At 52.0% G+C, this 20,378-nt stretch carries 19 protein-coding genes; 11 read left to right on the top strand and 8 right to left on the bottom strand.

Going from position 1 to position 20,378, the window contains the following annotated elements:
- Positions 1 to 712: 712 nt before the first annotated feature.
- Positions 713 to 1,534: a LytTR family DNA-binding domain-containing protein gene (locus OAN307_RS25185; RefSeq protein WP_015499523.1), complete on the bottom strand. Its 822-nt coding sequence runs from the start codon at positions 1,532 to 1,534 to the stop codon at positions 713 to 715.
- Between the two features lie 287 nt (positions 1,535 to 1,821).
- On the opposite strand from OAN307_RS25185, the gene OAN307_RS09305 reads away from it, so the two are divergent.
- From OAN307_RS09305 to OAN307_RS09290, 4 genes are all read left to right on the top strand, one after another.
- Complete coding sequence (locus OAN307_RS09305; protein ID WP_015499522.1) at positions 1,822 to 2,607, top strand: MipA/OmpV family protein; 786 nt, start codon at positions 1,822 to 1,824, stop codon at positions 2,605 to 2,607.
- Positions 2,608 to 2,646: 39 nt separating this feature from the next.
- On the top strand, positions 2,647 to 3,858 hold the full coding sequence (locus tag OAN307_RS09300) for a fumarylacetoacetate hydrolase family protein (RefSeq protein ID WP_015499521.1): 1,212 nt from the start codon (positions 2,647 to 2,649) through the stop codon (positions 3,856 to 3,858).
- A 109-nt stretch (positions 3,859 to 3,967) separates the two neighbouring features.
- Positions 3,968 to 4,297, top strand: a complete 330-nt coding sequence (locus OAN307_RS09295; RefSeq protein WP_015499520.1) for a hypothetical protein — start codon at positions 3,968 to 3,970, stop codon at positions 4,295 to 4,297.
- Positions 4,298 to 4,760: 463 nt separating this feature from the next.
- Complete coding sequence (locus tag OAN307_RS09290) at positions 4,761 to 5,090, top strand: hypothetical protein (protein WP_015499518.1); 330 nt, start codon at positions 4,761 to 4,763, stop codon at positions 5,088 to 5,090.
- Between the two features lie 466 nt (positions 5,091 to 5,556).
- Here the strand turns inward: OAN307_RS09290 and OAN307_RS25180 are convergent, their stop codons facing one another.
- The 3 genes from OAN307_RS25180 to OAN307_RS25175 all read right to left on the bottom strand — a co-directional run bounded on the left by OAN307_RS25180 (position 5,557) and on the right by OAN307_RS25175 (position 8,236).
- Positions 5,557 to 6,054: a GNAT family N-acetyltransferase gene (locus OAN307_RS25180; protein ID WP_015499516.1), complete on the bottom strand. Its 498-nt coding sequence runs from the start codon at positions 6,052 to 6,054 to the stop codon at positions 5,557 to 5,559.
- 668 nt (positions 6,055 to 6,722) lie between these two features.
- Positions 6,723 to 7,580, bottom strand: a complete 858-nt coding sequence (locus OAN307_RS09275; protein ID WP_015499515.1) for a polysaccharide deacetylase family protein — start codon at positions 7,578 to 7,580, stop codon at positions 6,723 to 6,725.
- Positions 7,581 to 7,612: 32 nt separating this feature from the next.
- Entirely contained in the window at positions 7,613 to 8,236 is a 624-nt protein-coding gene (locus tag OAN307_RS25175; protein ID WP_187292565.1) for a TetR/AcrR family transcriptional regulator, read from the bottom strand.
- A gap of 132 nt (positions 8,237 to 8,368) precedes the next feature.
- Between OAN307_RS25175 and OAN307_RS09265 the strand changes: the two genes are divergently transcribed.
- From OAN307_RS09265 to speB, 6 genes are read left to right on the top strand one after another with little or no spacing between them, the layout of a single operon-like run.
- The gene (locus OAN307_RS09265; RefSeq protein ID WP_015499513.1) at positions 8,369 to 9,427 is read left to right on the top strand and encodes an ABC transporter substrate-binding protein; all 1,059 of its coding nucleotides are present in this window, start codon (positions 8,369 to 8,371) and stop codon (positions 9,425 to 9,427) included.
- Complete coding sequence (locus OAN307_RS09260) at positions 9,387 to 10,295, top strand: ABC transporter permease (RefSeq protein WP_217564386.1); 909 nt, start codon at positions 9,387 to 9,389, stop codon at positions 10,293 to 10,295. Before OAN307_RS09265 ends, OAN307_RS09260 begins: the two co-directional genes overlap by 41 nt.
- Entirely contained in the window at positions 10,295 to 11,086 is a 792-nt protein-coding gene (locus OAN307_RS09255; protein ID WP_015499511.1) for an ABC transporter ATP-binding protein, read from the top strand. Before OAN307_RS09260 ends, OAN307_RS09255 begins: the two co-directional genes overlap by 1 nt.
- Before the next feature lie 13 nt (positions 11,087 to 11,099).
- On the top strand, positions 11,100 to 11,867 hold the full coding sequence (locus OAN307_RS09250) for an SDR family NAD(P)-dependent oxidoreductase (protein ID WP_015499510.1): 768 nt from the start codon (positions 11,100 to 11,102) through the stop codon (positions 11,865 to 11,867).
- A complete protein-coding gene (locus tag OAN307_RS09245; RefSeq protein ID WP_015499509.1) occupies positions 11,864 to 12,595 on the top strand; it encodes an SDR family NAD(P)-dependent oxidoreductase in 732 nt (243 codons plus the stop codon). The genes OAN307_RS09250 and OAN307_RS09245 overlap by 4 nt, the downstream gene beginning before the upstream one ends.
- Positions 12,596 to 12,607: 12 nt before the next feature.
- Positions 12,608 to 13,558 (top strand): agmatinase, encoded by a 951-nt coding sequence (gene speB / locus OAN307_RS09240; RefSeq protein WP_015499508.1) that lies wholly within the window; start codon positions 12,608 to 12,610, stop codon positions 13,556 to 13,558.
- A gap of 993 nt (positions 13,559 to 14,551) precedes the next feature.
- On the opposite strand, the gene OAN307_RS29880 is transcribed toward speB, so the two are convergent.
- Together OAN307_RS29880 and OAN307_RS29875 are read right to left on the bottom strand one after the other, a co-directional pair.
- Positions 14,552 to 14,902 (bottom strand): AAA family ATPase, encoded by a 351-nt coding sequence (locus OAN307_RS29880; RefSeq protein WP_051067979.1) that lies wholly within the window; start codon positions 14,900 to 14,902, stop codon positions 14,552 to 14,554.
- 74 nt (positions 14,903 to 14,976) lie between these two features.
- Positions 14,977 to 15,216 carry a helicase RepA family protein gene (locus OAN307_RS29875; protein ID WP_245541010.1) on the bottom strand — a complete coding sequence of 80 codons (240 nt, stop codon included), beginning with the start codon at positions 15,214 to 15,216 and terminating at the stop codon, positions 14,977 to 14,979.
- A gap of 442 nt (positions 15,217 to 15,658) precedes the next feature.
- Between OAN307_RS29875 and OAN307_RS09230 the strand changes: the two genes are divergently transcribed.
- A complete protein-coding gene (locus OAN307_RS09230) occupies positions 15,659 to 17,767 on the top strand; it encodes a S9 family peptidase (protein ID WP_015499507.1) in 2,109 nt (702 codons plus the stop codon).
- Positions 17,768 to 17,941: 174 nt separating this feature from the next.
- Here the strand turns inward: OAN307_RS09230 and OAN307_RS09225 are convergent, their stop codons facing one another.
- Positions 17,942 to 20,053, bottom strand: a complete 2,112-nt coding sequence (locus OAN307_RS09225) for a DNA topoisomerase (protein ID WP_015499506.1) — start codon at positions 20,051 to 20,053, stop codon at positions 17,942 to 17,944.
- 3 nt (positions 20,054 to 20,056) lie between these two features.
- The gene (locus OAN307_RS28910; protein ID WP_187292564.1) at positions 20,057 to 20,245 is read right to left on the bottom strand and encodes a hypothetical protein; all 189 of its coding nucleotides are present in this window, start codon (positions 20,243 to 20,245) and stop codon (positions 20,057 to 20,059) included.
- Positions 20,246 to 20,378: the final 133 nt, after the last annotated feature.

Below are 20,378 nucleotides of genomic sequence, written 5' to 3'. Positions count from 1 at the left end.
TGACGAATTCTGCGGTGGGCACATTTCGACTTGAAGGGCGTATTCTGTTGAAAAACTCGAAAAATAGGATTTCGAAAATTCCCGCCAAAAGCACGCCCTTGCGAATACTCCAAGAAGATTGCCCCGAATGGCTCCAAAGAGACGCAACAGCGCTTTGAGCCCTCTTTTTTGCCGAACCCCTCGCCGAAGTATCATAGTTGCGCTGTGTGGAGAATTATTTTCGAATTTCAGCCAAAATCGGAGTTTTTCAACAGAATAGGCGGGAAGCCGACTTTCGCTGCGGTATGCATGGAGGTCTGCTACGCGGGACAAACCCGCCTTTTGCAGGTGCGGTTATTGCTAGCGCAGCATTCCTTCGCACATGCAGCAGCAATCTTTTGGCAGTGCAGCAGACTTCACCGATGCGGCCATTCAGATGCGAAAAATTGTGCGATCCCAAACTACCCTTTCGCTGCGCGTGGCACCAATAATCGAGTCGCGGACACAACCGACCTTCGCTGCAAGTGCGTCAAGGTCTGCTTTGGCGGACCGTTCAACAAACGGTCCTTTTTGACGCTTTCGTGCCTGGGATCACATTGCCCGAGCTGTCGGTATAGGTCCGTGACGTATCGTCGGAGTACGTGACATAAAACAGCGGCATCAAGGTTGTGGTTTGATACATATAATGACCTGTGGTCCGCAGCTGTACCAGGAAGCGCTCGGTCTCTTCGCGTTATCCGCGCAAAATTAATCTGAGCTCTGCATGCCGTCGACGACTTACCGGGATAGAATTTCCGTCGCTTAGGATGCAAAGATAGCTGCTGCCTTTTGCTTTGATTTGGTCAACGTGTTTGCTACGGACCCAATGTGAACGGTGTACCTGCAGCCCGCTAAAGGGTTTCAACTTCTCTAGGCAATCGGAGAAATTCCTGCTCAGCATCACTGTTCCATGGGCTGTCCGGACATGGACATAGTGGTCATTGGCGCTGACGCTCAGGAGGTCATCGCCTAGATTGTGTGGAATATCCGGAAATACGCTGCGCAGTTCTGGCTCGACGGCGAAACGCGCCAAAATGCTTGCGCGCTGATTGGCGACATAGGCAGCCGCCTTGAACGCAAACAAGGCCAAAAGTGATGACAACCCGATCGCGGGCACCGCAAGGCGCTCCAACTCTTCCAGAAAACTGTCAGGTTCCTGGTCTTGAGAGCCTAAAATGTAGGCCATACCAGCCTCTATCGCTAGCGATAGAGGGGTTAGCGCGACAGGCATAAAAAGTATGGCCAGAACCACGGCCCAGATCAGCCGCATCCCTAACAGCACGGCTGCCGAAGCTATGCCCGTCACGATGAGCATGGCGAACACGATATGCAGAACCCAGTGTGCGACCGCCAGGATAAAAGGCAGCTCCGCCGTTGCGGCAGGTTGAAATCCAGCAATAATGACACTGCAAAAAAGCGCTGCTGCGCAAAAGGAAAGAAGGAGCCGTGGCATGCTTTCTGGCTCTTCACGAAGGTAGGCCCAAAGTCTGGAAGTCTGAAGATCGGGTTGCGCCATTTATAAATCTGGTCCTGAGCAGGTTCTTTTCGGTGATTCTACGATACGCGGCGCTACACCTCCTGTGTAGTAGAATATCTTATTTTCAGCATAGCTTCGCGAACGGTAGGATTCAACCGTTCGCGTTGGTTGCGAATCCATTCGCGAAAAATTCCAGCGATTTCAAGTAACTTGCCTTTCTTAGCGTGAGCTGTCCGCGCATTCCCCAGTCAACGCCACGCTGATCGTGATGGAGTGTTTTCCAGTCAGCATGCGCGCCTTAAAAACTGAATTGAAAGGTCTAAAAAATGAAAATTGATCAAATGCTCGCGGGGCCAATCGTGTTGATGCTCCTGGCAGCCACAAGCGCACCAGCACTTGCAGAAGACCAGCTGATATCCGGTATGGTTGGCGGCGGCCTGTCTTATGGCTCCACCTTTCTCGGCTCGGACGAAAGTGAAGTGGGCTTCATCCCACTTATCGATCTCGAAATCGGGCGTTACGGCTTTTTGAACCAACGCGGCATTGGTCTGCAAAACTCCACCACTCTGCAAAACGGAGAGCTAAGCTATGGGCTGGGGATTGGATATGATTTTGAAGAACGTATTTCAAAAGATGATGCCCGCCTGAACGGTCTGCCAGATGTAAAAGCTGGCGCGCTTGCAACGTTGTTCATGGAGTATGATGTTGGTCGCCTCACCTATGGATTTGAAGTGCAACGTGGTCTGTCTGACGATGGCCCAGAAGGCACACGCGCCAAGCTTTATGGCACCTATCGCAGTCAATTCGGTAACAGTAATCGGGTACAGGTATCTGCAACGCCTTATCTGGCATTAGCCGACGATGCTTGGATGGATGCCTTTTTTGGCATTACCGGGGATCAGGCTTTGGCATCCGGTCTTGCAGCTTTTGATCCGGGGGCAGGCTTGGCCCAGGCTGGTGTCACATTAACCGGTAGCTACGCGCTGACTGAACGCACGATACTGTTCACGAGCCTTGATCTATCGACTCTGGCTGGGGACGCCAAGGATAGCAGCGTCAGCTTTGAGGACACGCAGGTCAGTATTTCCACCGGCGTTCTGTTCCGGCTCTAAGCCGGACGTTCCCGTAACAAAACAACAATAGGTATAGATATGAAACACTTGAAACTGGCCACAACCGCTGCCGTTGTGCTTGCTGCCGGCATCTGGTTGATGCAGCCCGAAGACCCTGAACGTACAAACCCGTTTGACGGGGAAGCACAGCCGCTTTCCACGGGCATCCTTTCACCGCGAGAGGGTTTGACCCTTGCGCTTGAACGGCGCACGCCAGACGGCCCCCCCCATGTATTGCTGGTCACCGAACTGCAAGGGGACCAGATTTCGGCAGTTGATCTGACTGCCGCAGGGCTAACCACCAAGACTGACTTCTTCGATGTTCTGACGGACGTTGGAATCGAAACACTTGTCGATGTTGCGCAGGCCGATGCCAGTGACCAGTTCCCGGTAGTACAGCGCAGTTTTGGTGATCTCTTGCCTGCCGCCGGTACGGCCGCACGACACGTGGCAAGTGGCACCAATTTCCCTGAGCATCAGGAGGAGACAGGCTCGGAGTCTGTCTTCAACTTTCCGAAATTCGGGGTCGCCACGCCACCTGTAACAACGGTTTCAACGGATGCAGACGAACTGCTCGATTACGAGGTCGAGATCTGCACAAGATTTGATCGCGACATTGAGCATATCGAGGATTTTGATGCTGCGCAAAAAGGTTTTTTCTTGTGCGGAGATTTCAGCAACAGGAGTGTGCTGACGCGGCTGATTGATCCCGACAATTTCGATTCCGGCACAGGTTTCAGCGATGCCAAAAGCGGACCGGAGCGCTTCCCCTCGGGCGGGCTGTTCGTGGTTCCACTTGACTGGGAGAGCTTTGTAAAAAACGAGCGTCTTGTCACGCAGGTCAATGACGAGATACGCCAAGACGCCCGTGCAGGCGAAATGATCTTGTCTTTCCGATCGCTGGTAGAAAAAGCTCTGGCCGATACGGAGTCCACCCGATTTCTGTACGACGACAAACAATTTCAGCTTGTAGAGAACGGCATGATCGCACGCGATCAAGTTCTGATGTCGGGCACCGCCGAAGGCGTCATCTTTATGCCGCCTAACATGAAGCAAATCGTCAGAGGTGCTATGCTTTACATAGTAAAAGGCACGTTTCTGACGGGGCAGGCTCCGTATGACGCAGTGCTCGAAAACTTTCTGGACGAAGAGCGCGCATCACTCCGGTTTCTGCAACCCGGACACCTTGTGACCCACGACTCTTCAAACATGGGGACTATTACTGTCGTAGTGCAACGGGCTGAAAGCTAACTGGTTAATGCAACTCATCGAAACGCAGCAACCCGCTGCAGACACACAAACGCCTCAGACGAACAGGGGCACAACCTACCAGCCCAAGCGGGCAGAAAAGGAATATACCATGTTTAAGACAGTAACTCTCGCCTTCGCCACAATCGCAGCTTCCGCTTCCATCGCATCTGCAAGCATCGACAACATCTCCAACTTCGTGATGAAGCAGGACCGTGGCGGCCAAGTTGAACTTGGAACAGTCACAGCAACTGGCGATGGCGTTGTAGAAGTTTACAGCTTCCACAAAGGCGTAGTGGGTGCATTGGTCGGGTCAGAAATGGTCAAAGCGGGTGCAAACCTCGATGTTGACGTCAACATCCCCCGTCAAGAAACAGACGCAATCGTGCTTCTCAAAGTGAACGGCCAAGTGGTCGACACACAGGAAATCGATTTCAACTAAATCTTAGATTTACATTCTCCCTGCTGCGGGTCGCCTATTCGGGCGGCCCGTTTGGTGTAATTTCTAAAACGGCCACATCTGGTTTGTGACAGAACCCTCTGATTTTTTGACAAAATTATCATCCTTTGGCTTTAGGACTCGAATATTACCGGCTCACATTTTTGTGTTCACACTGTGGCTGTGAGGCTTGGGAATATTCGTTTGTGCCATACTGCACCACCGGAATTAAACTTATGTTCACAATCGCACAGAAGTACCAAATTGATTAGCCTGATGTTTTTTCAAGAACTTAAATTCGTCGCAGGCCATCATTTTTTTTGTGACCGTAAGTGGGGCTTTCAAACGACGTTTTTCGACCCAAATGCAACTCATCGAAACGCAGCAACCCGCTGCAGACATTCAAACGCCCCAGACGAATAGGGGCACAACCTACCAGCCCAAACGGGCAGAAAAGGAACATACCATGTTTAAGACAGCCACTCTCGCATTCGCCGCAATCGCAGCTTCCGCTTCCATCGCATCTGCAAGCATCGACAACATTTCCAACTTCGTGATGGAGCAGGACCGTGGCGGCCAAGTTGAACTTGGAACAGTCACAGCAACTGGTGATGGTGTTGTAGAAGTTTACAGCTTCCACAAAGGCGTAGTCGGTGCATTGATCGGGTCAGAAATGGTCAAAGCTGGTGCAAACCTTGATGTTGACGTCAACATCCCCCGTCAAGAAACAGACGCAATCGTGTTTCTCAAAGTGAACGGCCAAGTGGTCGATACACAGGAAGTCGATTTCAACTAAATCTTAGATTTACATTCTCCCTGCTGCGGGTCGCCTATTCGGGCGGCCCGTTTGCGTAACAAGACGTACCAAAGCTAATCACCATCCAGAAGTATGCTAAAAACGCTCCTTTTTGGCACATGCTCAAACCGTCCCGTTTGACGCCGCCAAAAAACCCGTTCAAAACCCAAGTAGTTGTTGAAGGCTTTTGGTCGCTCTCATGATAGCGGACACTCGTGCAACGCGCAGCATTGGTCAGATTGGGCTCCTTGCCGACGTTACGCCTACAAATTGCAACGACTGCACCCAAAACGCCAATGCCAGCGAAAGCCGACAACAGGCTGGAAAGCAACAGATTTCCAATTTTGACGAACGGCGGGTTCAAGGGGCACTCAACAGATCACGGTGCTGCACTAGCATTAGGCGGCTTCGAGCCCGACTCACCGATGCTGCAAAATCTATGAATGACGGCTATGCTACTTCGACGTCACATCCGAAGCGTATAGAAAAAGTCGTCCCTGGACCGTCCTTCGATCCGCACACCATCTATATGGGTCGCAATTCGTTCAAAACCAAATCGCTCGTAAAATGCTATTGCTCTTGAGTTTTCAGTATCGACGAAGAGTTCGAGTTGTTCCAAACCATTTTCTTTGGCTTCCCCGATCACCCCAGTCATCATCACTGTAGCTGCGGGACTACCGTGGTATCTTCGCGTCACAAAGAACGGACCAATCTCGCTTCGATGCTTGGTCCGTTCGAGCTGTTGAGGGCGATATCCGCAAAACCCAACTAGCTTTTCAACATCATAGACACCTCGGATGTGGCCTCCTCTCAAGATATCACTGCAACGGGCTATGTCCGCTGCAGCCGTCTCGTCCAGCGTTACTAAAAATCCCAATGGAAAATCCCGTGCTCCTTCAAGCCTTAGATTTCTCCAGTCTGAAGCATAGTCACAAGTAACTGTCTTGTACGTAAAGTTCTTCATCGATGTATCCAATCAGTGAAATCCAACCGAAGGGTCTGCCCCTATCTATTTTAGCCCATTGGACAGTGCCAAAGATAATGGCCTTTTTTAAGCGGTTGAACAACACCAGCCATTGGCGCGCACGCAGCGAAAGCTAACTTCGTCCGCAACTTGATCCTTCAGCCTTTCGCTCACGCTGCGGTGGGCATGAATGACTGGTTTTCACGCCGCAGTGCGACACCAGAATCTTAGCAGGTGCAGCAATTTTCTCGCTGCGAGCGCACGCAGCGTGAAATTCGAATTCACACACTGGGCTCCTTGCCGCCATTCGCTGCAGGAAGCACCAAGGTCGGCTAAGGGCCGTTTGTGTCAGTGATGAACGGGGAAGTATTCCCGAATGCTGCACCATGCACATTTCGACATGAAGGGCGGAAACCAGCCATTCGCTGCAAGCGCAAACCATCTATCCCGCGTGGGTGAAAGCCGACATTCAGGCAACTCCAAACTGCGCTTGGTGCTGCGCTGCCGCAAGTCTGCTTAGAGCCACTACTTCCGATTTTCTGCTATGCAGCGAAGGTCTGCTATTGCGATAGAGACGAATGACAATTGAAGTAGACGCGGCGGAAGTTCTGCCGGGTCCACTTGGCAAAACTAACGCTACGAGCGGGCTCGCTTATCTATTAAGGAGCCTAGCCAATATCTAAGGTTTCTTGCCGTAAGTTGGAAGCTTGCGCTTTTGAATGTTCAGCAATTTCTTGCATTGATGTGAGCCAAACATCGCCTTGTTCAACAATCCGCTCAAGATGATGTTCCATTTCCCGCCAACGGGCTAGTCGTCCTGTCAGGAATGGGTGAAGCACGGGCATGTAGAAACCGCCAGCTTCATACATCGCATCAAATTCTTCGATGAAAGCTTTTATTCCGTCCGAAGGTCCACGCACTGGCATGATATAGTCAAGCTCGCCCATATGCGCGAACGGTGGCCAATCGTCAGTGCCCCAGTGTGGCGGGATTTCGATGATCGAGCCTCTGTTGGTGACAACCTCGTAGGGCAGGTCGTCCGCCATCATGGAACTATCATACAGGAAACCATGTTCGATTAACCGGTTAACGATGGCGGGTGTTATGCTGTAGACGGGCGCACGGTATCCGCGTGGTTTGCGGCCTGTCATCTTGACATGGGTGTCTAGGGCTCGGCCAAAAAGCTCAGCTTCGATTTCGTCTGAGTGTTCCAAAGGGTCTTCGTGGGCCCAAGAATGATGGCCAATCTCATGACCATCTTTGAGGATGGCCTCAACGGTTTCGGGATACTGCTCCATCACCCATCCGGGCATGAAAAACGTCTGCGTCAACTCAAGGCGACGGTATGTGTCCAGAATGCGGGGAACTGCAACTGTTGGACCATACCGACCCATCGAAATTGGTTGAAGCCGCAGTTCAGCGTCTTTCGGTTTGCCAACGCGAACAAGTGAGTCCGCATCGATGTCAAATGTGACAGATGCTGCGCATTTTTTGCCATTCGGCCATGAAATAGGATGAAGAAACATTGATTTCCTTTCTGAAGATTTGCTTGTGGCGGCTACGTTGAAGTAACAGCCTGAACGGCAAATAAGGCCCCAAGGTCGTTTCGGATGCGCTGCAAAACGTCGTCAATTTGCAGCTGTTCCGAGCACACGAATTCAATGAAGCGCGCGTTTTGGAGGTGGAACAGCGCTCTGCCTAGATTGTCTGGCGCAATTGATTCTGGTAAAGCACCCGCGTCTTGCATGCGCGACATTTTAAGGACGAGCACTTGGGCAAGTTGTCGGTCCAGATTAAAGTAAGGTTTGCTTATTGAACTGTCTGAGTTCGCAGTAACCGTTGCGATCACCTGACGCCAAATCACTTTTTGAAGGTTTTGAAGCGCGTGTTCCATGATTGTTTTTGCGAACGCAATTGTGACCTCGGTCACATCTAGCGGACAGGATGTAAGTTTATTCTCCAACTTCGCAATCAATCCGCGGTCATTCTCTGCGACCAAGGCCAACAGAATGCCGGACTTCGTTCCGTAATAATTGTGGACCGTCACGCCGGACACGCCCGACGCCTGAGCGATGCCCTCAATAGTGGCCTTTTCGAATCCATGTTCGAGAAACATGGCCTTTGCGGCACGCGCAATTCTGGCCTGACGGTCGTCCTTTTGGCGCTCCCTTAAACCAGCCACAAAATCCTCCTCTAGCTTACATGCCTCAACCATAAGGGAAGGTCCGCAACTTAATCAAATAAAAAATTTAGTTGCATAAAATATTTTGCTGAGTAAAGTTTTATGAGAATCAAACCCTAGTAAGGATAAGCAATGCAAGTTTTCAAAGCACTCGGTGTAGCTGTCGTGATGTCTGCCGGCCTTGGCGCAGGCGCTGCTGCCGCTGACGAAATCAAAGTTGGAGTCTGTGTCTCTTGGCCAGGATACGCGATGCTTGAGCTTGCCCGCCAACAAAACCTTCTGCCAGAGCATGACCTTTCAATTACGATTTTTGAGGACCCAATTGGGGGCCATTCGGCCTTGGCTGCGGGGCAGCTCGATGTTTACGGATGCACCGCCGAGTATACGCCGATTATTGTTGATCAGGGCTTTGATGTTGTGAACGTCGCCTTTTTGAACCCGTCATTTGGCGTTGACCATATTATTCTGGCGCCAGACGTTCAGGTAGACACGCTCGCCGGTACAAAAGTATCCGCACCCCAAGCCTACATCGGCCACCTGTTAATGGGAATGTGGTTGGACCGCGACGGTGTCGATCTTGACGCGGTTGAATGGGTCAACTTGAATGCCGATGAAGCGGTAGGCCCGATGCTTTCAGGTGATCTAGCCGCCGGATACATGTACGAGCCGTGGATTTCAAACGTTCTTGAGGCAAGTCCTGGCGCACGCAGCGTAATCAACACCGCTGACGCCGATCTTTTGAAGTCGGGCATATACATGGATACCATGTATATGAACACGAACTTCATCGCGGAAAACCGTGAAGCTGCGCTCGCCGTGCTTCAGGCGCGTTGGGACGGGTTGGCGTATTGGAACCAAAACGTCGAGGTGGCCAATAAAGAGATAGCAGCATTTCTTCAGTGGCCTGAAGAAGACATCGGTTATGTGGTTGGGACAGACGGCAAAAGTTTAGAAGGAGGCATTTACATGCTCGACTTTGACGAATCGGCTCGGATTTGTGGTGTACTGGAAGGTGAACCACCTTTCGGCATGGCAAACGGAGCCATGACCGGAACGATCCAAACGATCAACGAATGGTGGATCAAACTGGGCCTTATGGAAAACACGATTGATGCTGCTGCGGGTATCGATTGTAGCTTGATGGGTGATCTTGTCGCCGCTGGCTACCGCCAAGACCTGCAACCAAATTGATACAAGCCCTGAGCGTGCTCGAGGTTCGCTCAGGGTTAACCGCTTCATGGAGAAAGTAATGCAACGCAGTAAGCCATCTAGGAATTTCTTCGCTGTAAGATCTCCGGTCGGACGGGTCCAAGGCATTATATCCGCAATAGGTATCTGGGCCGTCTTTTTCGGCTTTTGGATTCTGGCGACCAGTTTGGGTTGGGTGAACGATCTTTTGGTTCCCTCTCCTCAAAAAGTCTTGGCTGCTACGTTCGATTTGTTCGTCAATCGCGGTTTTTCGAGTGATGTTCTGATTTCAGTTTGGCGCGTATTTATCTCCTTTGCCATGGCGTGTGCCGTGGCTATTCCCTTGGGTGTCGCAATGGGGACATTCCCCTCGATTGCGGCCATCTTTGCACCGTTTGTATCTGCATGGCGTTATTTGCCAGCGCCATCTTTCATCCCAATTCTGTTGATGTGGTTTGGTACTGGCGAGGCACCAAAGCTTGCTCTCTTGTTCATAGGGGTCATCTTTTTTCTGATCACTCTGGTGATGGACCATACGAAAAACGTTCGCAAAGAACTTGTCGAGACAGCTCTGACTTTGGGGGCCAGCCGATATGTGGTGGTTCTAAAGATCGTGTTTCCTGCCGCATTACCTGACATTGTGACTGCGATGCGCCAGATGCTAGCAATGGCTTGGACCTATTTGGTCATCGCGGAGATCGTTGCATCAACAACCGGAATTGGTGCGATGATGATGCGGGCACGTAGGTTCTTGAAAACCGACGAAATTCTATCTGGTATCATTGTTATTGGCGTCTTGGGTTTGTTAACTGATTTGCTGTTCCGAGTGCTGCACCGCCGAATGTTCCCTTATCTGGAGGTAAAGCACTGATGTCTGATGCACAGCTCAATGTACGCGCAGTTTCAAAGACATTCAGCCTTGGTGGAGGACGGTCCCTGAAAGCGGTTGAGGACGTTAGCTTTGCCGTCGAGCAGAACTCAATTTGTGTTCTTTTAGGGCCTTCCGGATGTGGAAAATCAACCGTTCTTCGTATGATGGCGGGTCTAGAAGACCCAACAGAAGGTGAAGTAACTATTGGCGATAAGACTGTCACTGGTCCGGGCCAAGACCGCGGTATGGTGTTTCAGGCCTACACGTCATTTGATTGGCTTTCAGTGCGGAAGAATGTCGAATTCGGGATGAAGGTCAACAACGTTGACGCTGCAAAACGGAGAGAACGCGCTGATCACTTCTTAGACCTTGTCGGTTTATCCAAGTTTGCAGACGCCTATCCTTCGCAGCTCTCTGGCGGCATGCGGCAACGCGTTGCTATTGCACGCACGCTGGCCAACGGACCAGAGGTTTTGTTGATGGACGAGCCATTCGGCGCGCTGGATGCCGAGACCCGCTGGTTGATGCAGGAACTTATGATCGACATCGCAGAAGAGACCAATACGACAATGGTTATTGTGACCCATGATTTGGAAGAAGCAATTTTCCTTGCGGACAAGATCATCTTTTTGTCCAGCCACCCTGGCCGCTTGAAAGAAGAGATCATCCCTGAGTTCAAAGCAGGAAAGCGGATCGGTGACAAAGAACGCATCATTCGAATGGATGGGTATTCCGAGCTTGAAGAAAAGCTGATGCGTTTAATGCGCGAAGAAGGCCACCGCGAGACTTAAGAAGGATCATATAATGTCCATTTCATTCGATTTTACAAGAAAATCTGTGCTTGTCACGGGGGCCAGCAGCGGCATTGGGCGAGGCGTTGCGGCCGCCTTCGCAAAGGCAGGCGCGGACCTTACGATCTTGTCTTCGACGGATAGTATCCACGAGGCCGCCGCCACGATGCGCGGCAATGTTAAGGCGATCAAATGTGATATATCCGATGCATCTGCAGTGACTGCCGCACTTGCCGGAATTGAGCGCGTAGATGTGCTGGTCAACAACGCAGGCTTGGAAAAACCGACCCCTTTAAGCGGAACCAACCCAACGGGCGATGCGACTTTTGAGCGTGTCATTGCGATCAATGTGAATGGAACGCGAAACGTCACTGACACATTGATCAACCGCATCCCTGATGGGGGGCGCATCATTATCACGTCGTCAATTTGGGCGAAAACTGCGGTTGGTGGCTTTTCTGCTTATGTAGCCTCCAAGCACGCAAATGTTGGCCTCATGCGCACTTGGGCCCAAGAACTGGGGCCACGCGGTATTCGCGTGAATGCGATCTGCCCGGGCTGGGTTAAAACAGGTCCGGCAATGGCGTCGTTGGGTGAATTGGCAAAAGCCAGCGATACCAGTGAGGAAGCGCTACTGGCTGAAATTATGTCAGCTCAAGCCATTGATGGATTGATGACGCCAGATGACATGGCCCATACCTATATGTTCCTTGCCAGCGAGGGTGGCCGCAACATCACAGGACAAGCGATTAACGTCGATCGCGGCGAGGTGATGTCATGAGCCTTGCAGGGCAAACTGCGTTCGTCACTGGTGGGTCACGCGGGATTGGACGTGCAATTTGCATCGCTCTGGCCGAACAAGGCGCAGGTGTTGCGTTCTGTCATGCTGACGATCCGCAAGCTGTAGAGACCTTGGCCGAGATTAACGCTCTGACCGAGGGTTATAGTTTTGCATGTGATGTTTCCAATGAAGATGATGTTGAAGCGTTTTTTGTTAAGTCGGAACAGGCACTGGGGGTGGCGACAATCCTCGTGAACAACGCTGGTATCCTTAAAGAAGCACCGCTTGCGCAAACCGCTGTGCAGGATTTTGATCGTGTCATCGCTGTCAATTTACGTGGGGCGTTCCTTGCATCACGGGCGTTTGTGCGGCGCACAACATCGGGCCGGATCATTTGCATCGCGAGTGATCTTGGCGTGTTGGGTCGTGAACACATGGTGGCGTATTGCGCCTCAAAAGGTGCCATCATCAGCATGACGCGCAGTATGGCGCACGAATTTTCGCCTGATATTTTGGTCAACGCAGTCGCGCCGGGATCAGTTGCCACAGACATGACCAAACCCGAATCCATGAGCCCGGAAGCGCTGGCCAAAGACTTGGCCACACCTTTGGCGCGCTTTGGTGAACCAGAAGAAATCGCATCTATGGTCAGCTATTTGGCAGGCCCTGACAGTAAATTCATCACAGGCCAGTGCTTTGGCGTGAACGGTGGAAGTGTGATGCATTAATGGAGAATGACAATGAGCGATAAGTTTTTCCAACCGGTTTCCGGTTTTGATCTCCCCCGTTTTGCGGGCGTGCCGACCTTCATGCGTTTGCCCCATGTCACGCTGGATGATCCAAAACTAAAGGATGTTGAAATTGGCCTGATCGGGGTGCCTTGGGATAGCGGCACCACCAATCGCGCCGGCCCGCGCCACGGGCCGCGCCAACTGCGTGATATGTCGACCATGATGCGGGCGCAAAACGGAGCGACCGGCGTTCGCCCGTTTGAGCGCGCAAATTGCGCTGATCTTGGGGATGTCGCGCCCAACCCCGCAGATCTTATGGATACGATGTCGCGAGTTACGGCGTTCTATGAAGAGGTTAAGGCCGCTGGCGTTCGCCCGCTGACCGCAGGAGGGGATCATTTGACCTCCTTGCCGGTATTGCGGGCTTTGGCAAAAGATGCGCCGATGTCGATGATCCATTTCGACAGTCACACCGATCTGTTTGATAGCTATTTCGGCGGGACAAAGTACACGCATGGCACACCGTTCAGACGGGCGGTTGAAGAGGGTCTGCTTGATCCTAAAAAAATCGTTCAGATTGGCATTCGCGGAACGACCTATGACGACGAAGATCGGGATTTTGCGAATTCTGTCGGCATTCGGGTCATCTCCATAGAGGAGTTTCACGCACGTGGTGTTGACGACGTAATGGAAGAGGCCTGTGAGATTGTAGGCCAGTCTGACACATATATTTCGTACGATATCGACTTTGTTGACCCCGCCTTTGCGCCCGGGACCGGCACGCCGGAAATTGGTGGGCCCAATTCGTATCAAGCAGTTCAGGTTGTCCGAGCGTTAGACAAAGTAAACATCATTGGTGCGGACTTGGTCGAAGTGTCTCCCCCCTTTGATCAAAGCGGCGGTACGGCATTTTTGGGAGCCTCAATTATGTTCGAACTCCTTTGTGTTATGGTGCCTTAGCATTGTGATTAAGGGCTATGCCCCGAGAAGCAGACATTGGATCGCCTGCAGCGAATGCACATTTTGTCCCGCAGAGTGTGAATTCGCTCGTCGCAGATTTTGCACTTACAGCGAAAGTCCGGTCTGACGGGCCGCGCCGCAGCATGACCCAAGGACGACGAACGGCAGTAATGGGCCTATTCTGTTGAAAAACTCGAAAAATAGGATTTCGAAAATTCCCGCCAAAAGCACGCCCTTGCGAATACTCCAAGAAGATTGCCCCGAATGGCTCCAAAGAGACGCAACAGCGCTTTGAGCCCTCTTTTTTGCCGAACCCCTCGCCGAAGTATCATAGTTGCGCTGTGTGGAGAATTATTTTCGAATTTCAGCCAAAATCGGAGTTTTTCAACAGAATAGGCCGGAAGCAGCCTTATGAATTTCTTTTGAACGACAGCTTTTCCACCCATGGGTGCACGTTTCGGGAAAAATGATTTGAACTCTGGCGAAAACGCCATCACTGCTAAAAACGCCCTGGAAGAATTATGTTAAAGCATTGAATTTAAACAGTTTAAAATCTATTATTATCATAACCCCTCAATCCTCTTCTTTACGAAGTTTGAATGGTCATCATTCACCAAATACTACCTCGCGCTGGGAAATAAAATCTGCGCGTGAGGGTGTTAGTGGGTCTGCGCCATGAAGAGTCTGGAGCGATTTGACCCACCCCTCCCCCATATAAGCGGTGGAGCTAGATTCCAACTCGACTGGATGTTAGTAGATTTATCTCGAAAAGCTGCGGCAGGCCACACAGCGAGAACGAATTACAACAACCTGCGCCCACGGCCCTAAGCTTTGTGACCTCATCAAAGCCAGCTTGCGCCACTACACAACCGCGAAGGTGTACAGCACTACCACCACCACCCACCCCCGTAGGGGGTGGTGGTAGTGGCGCACCTCATTGGCAATAGTATGCGCGACCCTGCGGTACCACGGTTCTTTAGGTGGTCACGCACATCATTGGGTTGCCCATTCGGCCACCTCCAGACCCGGCACTTTGCGACGTTGCGGGCCATAGGCCTCACCCTTCACTAGCGCACCAGATTGTAACCAATCTTCTATGATCCGCGTGATCCGCTTGCGATCTATAGTGGCATCCATGCCAAGCACTTCAGCACAGTTGGTTTTGCGCATGTAGTGAACCAACTCGATTACGCAATTGCATCTATCGGCCAGACGCGCACATTCCTTTGCAATTATTTCAACCGCATTGTTGTCATTCTCTCCTGCGCGGTGTGACAACACAAAGGGGTCGATCACAAGGACGTCGATATTGCGATAGACGACTTCTTCGGCCAGTGCATCCATGGTTTAGCGATCATCGCACCATCACGGCCGACGACAGCCGTGCAGAGCCCGCGTTCACACCCAGTGTGCACATATTAATTGCCTTCGATCTCTTCTGGCGCAATCTTGTGTTGTTGCATCACCGCCGTGATTCGCAGTTGCAATTCATCGGGAGGATTTTCCAAGTTGAATGTCCTGTCAGACAAATCATCAGCGACCCATTCACCCACCCAATCGCGACCCGATGCCATCGTCAGCACTTCACAGATCGTCAATGACGACTGATCGAACCCGCCCTGTGCGACAGTGACAGTGACAGTGACTTGGCCGCGCAACTTGTGACGCCTATAATCAAGCAAAATATTGAACGGCTGCACCCTGATACAGCAACGCGATCCTCATTCCTTCGCAGCATCAAGGATGCGCTAAAAGGTTTAAAATCAACTATAATGGTCATAAACAGGGCGACCAAGGCATTGGTTGGCGAGTAAACTGCTACTGGCTATTGGATCTGTGACCGCATAGATTACGTTTGCTAATACGGCAGTGGTTTTAGTCGAAAATATGCTGCGTGGTTCATGAATGGAATTAATTTGAAAGCTGTACCTGAACGTCCCAAGGTGCGGACCATAACTAAATTTTATAGTACCCACACCGCACAAAACCGAACGCCAACTACCTCTGATATGGGCTAAGATTCATCCAATCGCTTAGGCTGCCATTGTCATTTTTGAACGTCGACGACAGACTTATATAGACCAACCTAAAAGGATCGATATGCGCCGCTCATTTAAAGCCTTGCCAGACTTCCCTGTTGCAGACTGCCGCCCGTTGACAACACAGGTTCACGGCGTCGATCTGCACGATGATTACGGCTGGCTCCGCGCGCCCAATTGGCAAGAGGCGATGCGGGAACCCGACAAACTCCCCGTCGACATTGCCGCATATTTAAATGCCGAGAATGCCTATTATGACGCGGCAATGGCGGACACGACCGATCTTCAGGATCAACTGGTCAAAGAAATGCGCGGCCGTATCAAAGAAGATGACAGCAGCGTTGCACACAAAAACGGTCCCTTTGCCTATAGCACCCGTTTCGATGGTGGAGCCGAATACCCCTTGTTCATCCGTACGCCGCGAGCCGGAGGCGAAGACCATGTCGTACTTAACGTCAACACGCAGGCCGCAGCCCACGACTATTTTGACCTGGGTCAGACGGCGACATCACCAGACCAAAAGGTTCTGGCTTGGGCGGCGGACGTGAACGGCTCTGAATTCTATCGCCTGAGCTTTCGAAATATCGAAAACGGCACTGATCTGGACTACCATATCTCCGACGTGGGATCTGTCGCGTGGGCCGACGGGCAAACGCTGTTTTACGTGCGCGCCAATGCAAACCATAAGTATAACAAGGTGTTCCGCCATACATTGGGCAGCGATCCCGCAGACGACGTGCTGGTCTTTAGCGAAGATGATCCGCGCTATGACGTCGATGTCTATCGCCAGCGGTCCGGGGCGTTCATTACAATTCTAACAGGCATGAACGATGAAAACGAAGTCAGCGTTATTCCCACGTCTGATCCCGCTGCCGCCCCCATGCTTATCGAACCGCGCACCCAAGGTTTGGAGTATGACATCGACCATCAAGGTGATGCGTTTATCATCCACACAAACGCCGACGACGCCATCGATTTCAAGGTCATGACGGTTTCTGTCGCGGCCCCGTCCCGTGCCAATTGGGTTGATCTGATCGCCCATGAAGACGGGCGCAGGATTGTTTCCACTATGGTCCATAAAGATTGGTTGATCTGGATCGAGCGCCGCAATGCCCTGCCCCGCATCTGTTACGTCGGCAAGGACCAGCCGATCGCGGCCGCACAAGTCATCGCGTTTGATGAACAGGCTTACGGCCTTGGCGGCGACCCCGGCCTTGAATACGACACCGATATGTTCCGGTTCACGTATACTTCTCCAACCACACCGTCACAGGTATTTGACTTCGATTTGTCCAGCGCCCAGCGGGTTTTGCGCAAGACGCAGGAAATTCCGTCCGGCCACAATCCGCTGGATTATGTCACGGTGCGAACGATGGCCCCATCCCATGATGGCACTCAGGTTCCAGTAACGGTCCTGTATCATACAGACACCCCGTTGGACGGGACAGCACCCTGCCTGCTTTACGGCTACGGATCTTATGGGATGAGCATGCCTGCCTCGTTCTCAAGCGGCCGCCTGTCACTGGTCAATCGTGGCTTTATCTACGTCATTGCCCACGTGCGCGGCGGCGAGGAGATGGGCCGTAACTGGTATGAGACCTCAAAGTTTAGCGGCAAACCCAATACCTTTTATGACTTCATTGCAGTTGCGCAGCATTTGATCACCGAACGCTATACCGCACCTGCACGTATCGTCATTCAGGGTGGTTCAGCTGGTGGATTGTTGGTGGGTGCTGCCTTAAACATGCGGCCTGACTTGTGGGCTGGCGCCATTGCGGATGTACCCTTCGTTGATGTTCTAACGACCATCCTTGACGACACCCTGCCCCTAACCCCCGGCGAGTGGTCTCAATGGGGCAACCCGATCGCGAGTCAGCAAGCCTTTGAAGATATCCGCGCCTATTCGCCTTATGATAACGTCACACCACAGGATTACCCGCCAATCCTTGTCACTGCAGGCGTGTCAGATCCACGCGTGACGTATTGGGAACCCGCCAAATGGGTGGCCCGTTTGCGCGCGACCAAAACGGACGATAATATGCTGATGTTGCGCACCAACATGTCCTCCGGCCACTTCGGTAAATCAGGCCGCTTTGCAGCGCTGGAGGATGCCGCGCGATCTTATGCCTTTGCGTTTAAAGTCACCGATACTGCTTTCATGACCGACTAGGAGCTATTTCTACGCCCCGAAAACGACAGCCACGCACCAAGTAGAATACCAACAAATCAACGTTACTAGACAATTGCTACGTCCTTACTGATTTTAGCATCGGGCAGACCATGGCTGCAGACAATCAGATGACAGCGTTGGTCTGTCACTGGCACGTCGCGAATGCGGTGAAGGTCAGGTTGACAACTTCCCTTTGTTCTTTTTGATGAAAGCAGAAAGCGCAGCGCGATCCCCGAGGGTCGCTGCCGGCAGGTCCACATTCGCATCATGAGCAATCTTACGCGCAAAAGATATCTGTGCATCACTTGGACCGTTCCCTTTTGGTCGCGGACCTAAAAATTCAGAACAGGCGTTTCGATCAGTTGTTGCGCCTTTTGGAAGGCGCGAACCCATACGCTTAGCTTTGGCTCGCGCGGCCTGAAGCATCTTTGGGCTAGGTTTGGCGGTAAAATCAATATCGAGTTTAGCGCCCGACTGACCGCGCTGCTCCATCTTCGCCGCCAACGCCGCCGCGCGTGCCACAATGGTATCGACCACGGTGCGTGGATCCTGTTCCCCTTTGAGAATACCATCAAGGGCCATCTCCATTTCAGCTGTCGCAGCCGGATCGAGGATTTCAGGGGCTTCTTTCAGAAGAACGTCATAAATTGCAAGTGCAAGGGCGCTTGGCGCTAGATGCTTATCAATAATCTCAAACAGGTTCTGGGTTTTTAGCCCCTCAAGAATGGAGGCGCGCGTCGCTGGCGTCCCAATCCCAGCAGCACCTTTTAAGCGCTCCGCTGTCTTTGGATCTCGGGCATACTTCCAAGCTTCCTGCATTGCTTTGATCAAGGTGCCTTCATTGAAACGGGCTGGCGGCTTGGTCGTCTTTTGATCTGCCCCAGCTTTTACGGCATCGACCACCTGGTGATCCTTCCAGGGCGGCAGGATGGCCGCAGCTTCAGCATCGCTCTTCTTGCTTGCATCAGGATCAGCCCCCAAGGCTTCTCGCCAGCCTGGCTGCTGTTCGACAATGCCACTTGCGGCAAACTTGCGCTGTTCAGCCATCAAGGAGATTTCTGTGCGATCATAGAGCCGGTCCGGGCCAATGGCAGCGGTATAGCTCAATGCAATCAGTTCAAAAAGACGGCGCTCATCGACGGACAATGCCCCGAGAACACGAGCCCATTTATCACGGGTCTTAAAGTTTGGAATGATCGCATGATGCGACGCACCGGCGAGCCCTTCGTCAGAAAAGCAGCCCCGCTTCCCCATGCGATACGTTGGCGTCTCGTAGGCCACTTTGACAAAGGGCAGTTTACGCAAGCCATCGAGCATCGCTTGTGCATTTTGTTTTTCCACCTCCGGCAAGTATTTTGTCTCGGCCCTAGGGTATGTCGTAAGCTTATGGGTCTCATAGAGCCTCTGAGCCACATCAAGCGTCTTTTGTGCAGACCAGCCCCAGCGCGCTGCACGTTGCTGCAAGAGCGGCAAATCCATTAGGCGTGGCGGCGGTTGCTTCTTCTTCTCAAAGGTGACCTGCAAAGGGCCTTTCCAAGGATCAAAGGATGCGGTGATCTTTTGCGCCAAACCCCCATCAAAAACCCGCGCCTCGTGAGCCGGGAAATGCTTTAGACGCAGGACGTCTTTGCCGTCACTGACATCAACCCAAAGATCAAAATAGGGTCTTGCCTCAAAACCCTGGATTTCACGCTCTCTTGCGCAAACAATTCCCATGGTTGGAGTTTTGACCCGGCCTATGCCAATCGCACCCTTCATCCCATGCGGTTTGAGGGCAATTGTAACCGCCCGTGTGGCCGTCAGATTGGCAATCTGGTCACTTTGCGCGCGTGCCACAGCAGCAGCATAAAGCGGCCTGTAGTGCTCATTGGGCTTTAAGGCCTCGAATGATTGTCGCAGGGAGACGGGATCTTCCGCAGAGAACATTGCCCGCAGCACCTCGCCCTTGAATTTAAAGTAGCGCAGGATATTTTCGCCGATGGCCTGACCCTCACGGTCACAGTCGGTTGCAATAATCACGCGGTCAGCCTCTTTCAGGGCTACTTTGATTTCTGAAATCAGCTTATCTTTGCCATGACTGTTATCCGGGCGCAGCGGGTAGAATCCAGATTCAGGGCGCAACACCTCATAGGACCACTTTTTCCAAGCCTCGTTAACTTCAGCGGGCTCCGCCAGCTTGAAGATGTGCCCGCGTGCAGACAATATTCTGCCATAGCGGTTTCCCAATGCCTCACGAAGATTGCGCGCCTGTGAGGGTTTTTCTGCAATGACAAGCGAGCCGCCCATATCTCAGCACCGCCCCGCATAGTTTGCAGTAACCAGAAAAGCCTGGAAGGTCTCGGGCTTCCACGCCACGCGCACAGTTGGTAGCGCCTCGGTTGTCCAGTCTGTTGGAAGACAAAATTTCTTTGCAACAACGAAGGTTTTAGATTGGCATTGCCTGCCGCTCAGCCCAGACATCAAAGGTTTTTGGATCATTGAAGCATTCGTCATTTTAAGAACTCAGTTTTCCAAACATGAAGTCACGCACCCGCGTCGTACGAGCCGAAGCTCAACATACGTCTGCAAAAGGCTCTGATTGTTAGACTATATTGCGGAAGAACAAAATGCG

The sequence above is a fragment of the Octadecabacter antarcticus 307 genome, from assembly GCF_000155675.2.
Taxonomy (GTDB): Bacteria; Pseudomonadota; Alphaproteobacteria; order Rhodobacterales; family Rhodobacteraceae; genus Octadecabacter; species Octadecabacter antarcticus.
Note: the sequence above shows the minus strand (reverse complement) of the source record. Positions and strands in the feature narration are given on the sequence as shown.